Source organism: Levilactobacillus fujinensis, from assembly GCF_003946335.1.
In the GTDB taxonomy this organism is placed as follows: Bacteria; Bacillota; Bacilli; order Lactobacillales; family Lactobacillaceae; genus Levilactobacillus; species Levilactobacillus fujinensis.
The window spans coordinates 1-3,596 of record NZ_RHNX01000075.1; the positions used below are offsets into that span (position 1 = coordinate 1).

Below are 3,596 nucleotides of genomic sequence, written 5' to 3' on the forward strand. Positions count from 1 at the left end.
TCCAAATCAAACCAAAACGGAGGGATTCCCCATGGATCAGTTTACCAAAAATCTAACCAAAACTCTATTGTCAAATGGCGATGTTAAAGAACTTTTTCGTCAACAACTCGAAACGGCTATTAATCACATCTTGCAAGCTGAACTAACTGCCTTACTTGGTTATGATCCTTATGACCGCAGTGGCTTTAATACTGGCAATTCTCGTAATGGCCAGTATTATCGTTTAATTGACTCTGAATATGGTAAGTTGAAAATTGCTGTGCCGCGTGACCGTAAAGGCCATTTTCATAACCACCTGCTTCCAGCCTATTCTCGTCGTCAGGACGCTTTAGAAACAACAATCATTCAGCTTTATTCCAAGGGCGTTACAACCCGTGAAATTGCAGATTTGATTGAAAAAATGTATGGCTCTTATTATTCACCTACTACTGTTTCTAATATCACTGCTCAGGTAACAAAACAGATTGAAGCTTTTCATCAACGAACTATTAAGGCAAAGTATGTTTGTCTTTTCTTAGATGCAACTTACTTACCTTTGCGCCGCGATTCAGTTCAAAGAGAAGCGGTCTATATTGCTTTAGGTATTACATCTGTCGGCATCAAAGAAGTTCTTGATTATCGAATCGCTCCAAGTGAAAATGCAGGAGTTTAGTCAGAAATGGCAGAAGATCTTAAAAAACGTGGATTAGAACAAGTCCAGTTGATCATTGCAGATGGAATGGTTGGTCTGCAGCCAGCATTATTGCACGCTTTCCCGAAAGCTAAATTTCAAAGATGCCTAGTACATGTTATGCGCAATATTGGTTCGCATGTGCGTTTAAAAGATCGTGAGGCGATCTTAAATGACTTTAAAGAGTTGCATTCAGCGACCGATGTAACTGCAGCACACAAGATCTTAAATGATTTTTATGGTGCATGGGGGAAATCGTATTCCAATCTGATCCAGCAACTTAAATCCATTGAAAATGAACTATTAGCTTTCCTGAGTTTTCCCTCGGCCATTCGACCAACAATTTATTCAACCAATATCTTAGAATCACTGAACAAAAGAATCAAACGCAAGACCAAATCAAAGGAACAATTTCCAAACGAAAAATCTTTAGACAATTTCATTGGAGTTCAAGTCATAAGCTATAACGAAAAGTACTTCAATCGTAGCCATCGCGGATTTGGTCAAGTCAAAGACACGTTAGAATCACTTTTCGATTAATACTTTATTTTGCCAGGAAAAGGGATTTTCATTTACACAAACTTCTTGACACTCCCGTTATCACAGCGGTTAGTGATTTAATAGGATTACAGTAGATAAAAGAATCAGTCAAGAAACAGGATAACTTTTGGCCAGTGTGCGAGACACCGTATCTCTGTGTACATACTACTTGTAATTAGCATACTATGTATGTAATTAAACCCCAAAAATTCTCCACCTCTTATTTAAAAATGGAAATTAATCCTCACCAATGTCACTTGAAAAAGACCCAGGATGTGTACCACAATTTAAGATTGCCATTTTTATACATTTTAAGACTACCATCGACAATCTCTCATTAGTGATTTCTTCTTTTCATAAAATCAGTTACATAACTAGTCACAACTGGATTCTTTAACAAGAATAATATTCCAAAGTAACCCAACACTGAACCAACCACTGATACTATAATGTTAATCCACATTGATGAGACACAATATTGAACAAGTGAGCAATAAATAACAATAAACAAGCATCCAATAACAGAAGTAAATATGACTTTCTGGTTATCTTTACCAACCATAATGTCTTTGACAATATCGAAACTCCAATATAAGTTCAATGACATTGACAAAAATTCTGATAAGACTGTTGTTAACGACGTACCATCATATGACATTATAGGAATTAAAACAAAATTTAACGCAACATTGAAACATGCCGTAATCAATGTTGTCCTTAATACTAATTTTTCTCTTTTTGATGGAATTAACACACAATCAGAGAAAATCCAACTAAAAATAGAAAAGATTATTGCCCAAGCTATAATTCGAAGAGCCATAACTGAATCCAAGTATTTACTTCCAGCTATTACAAGTGTTACTTCACGACTTAACATTATCAAACCAACTACAGTTGGTAAAACAAGAACTGAGAGTGTATTTAAGACCTTACTCAAAACCTGCTTGTACTCTTCAAACATCCTCTTACCAAAAAGCATCGCTAACCTAGGAATCGTAACTGTAAGGATAGCAGCCAATAATCCTTGAGCAATCTGATAAATTTTAACTGCAACGCTATATATTCCGACAGCCTCATCATCTTTAAGGAGTCCTAAAATAGTTACATCAGAAAAAACGTAAATGTTAACTGCTACAGTAGAAGCAAAAATAATAAAAATTGGACTCAAATGAAGATTCCAGTCAATTTTCTTTACCAATTTTATTGAGTACAAAGAGCGTGCGTGTACAAAATTAAGAATGTTTGATCCAACCGATGAAAGGACAGTAACTAATGTATACCATAAATAGTCTCCCGGTTTGCGAACTAAGATGAATAATAAGACTATTGAAATAATTTTGAAGACAACACTTCTAATAGTTATGTAAGCATAGTCTTCGTAAATTATATATATCCATTCAGTCCCCATGGTTGTAAAGAAAATCTGAATACTAAAGATTAATATACAATTAACATAAATCGCTAAATTTCTAAAAAGAATAAGCGATAAGAATAATAATACATATGATATAACTGTTGAATAAATATTAATCGTAAAGATTTGGCTAGCAAAGTCACTAATTTTCTTATAATTATTTCTATATTTAGCGCCTTCTCTTACCGCATATGTACTAATCCCTAAGCCTGCAATGAGAGTAAAGTATCCTACATACGTGCTTGAAAAGTTATATTTTCCAACACCACTAACAGATAAAACTCTAGAAATATAGGGAAAAGTAATCAATGGAAAGATTAAGTTTAAAACACTTCTCAGACCATTTAATAACGCATTAACCCCTAATGATTTTTTCTTCAAAATAACCTCCTAAAGGTTGAAAGTATCAAATTGGATGTAAGCTGATTCCTGAGACAACTTTTAAGAGAGGGTATAATGAATAAATCAGCTTACATCCATTATGATTATTGAAGATAATTTTAACCTGCTTGTTTTTCCTGAGAGCGTAAAATATCTTGTGTAAATGCATAAAAGATTTCTGAATTGTATAGAAATAGGGAATGCCTTCCCTTATGATATTTAGTAATCACAGAAAACATCACAGGAGGCATTCCCCATGAATGAACTTACCACAGAAATTATCGCTGCACTAGCCCAAAAGCAAGATTTGGACGAAGTTTTTCGTCACCACCTCGAAATTGCGATTAACCAGCTGCTTCAAACCGAATTGGCAGAGTTTTTGGGTTACGAACGCTACTCATACGCTGGGATTAACACTGGTAATAACCGCAACGGCAGTTATGAGCGCTCGTTTGATACGAAGTACGGCCAACTTAACTTAACCATTCCTCGAGATCGCAATGGCCGGTTTGAAAATCATACCTTGCCAGCCTACGGTCGGCACAGTGATAATTTAGAAACAACGGTCATTCAGTTGTATACCAAGGGAAT

2 protein-coding genes and 1 pseudogene are annotated in these 3,596 nt (G+C 35.2%); 2 read left to right on the forward strand and 1 reads right to left on the reverse strand.

The window, feature by feature from the left end:
- Nucleotides 1-31: 31 nt before the first annotated feature.
- Nucleotides 32-1,210, forward strand: a pseudogene (locus tag EKM89_RS13585) (IS256 family transposase).
- Nucleotides 1,211-1,547: 337 nt separating this feature from the next.
- Here the strand turns inward: EKM89_RS13585 and EKM89_RS13590 are convergent.
- Nucleotides 1,548-3,005, reverse strand: coding sequence for a flippase (locus tag EKM89_RS13590; protein WP_125689312.1), 1,458 nt, complete (start codon nucleotides 3,003-3,005; stop codon nucleotides 1,548-1,550).
- Between the two features lie 256 nt (nucleotides 3,006-3,261).
- Here EKM89_RS13590 and EKM89_RS13595 point away from each other — a divergent pair.
- Nucleotides 3,262-3,596: transposase (locus EKM89_RS13595; protein WP_179193245.1), on the forward strand; the 335-nt coding region annotated here is incomplete at its 3' end.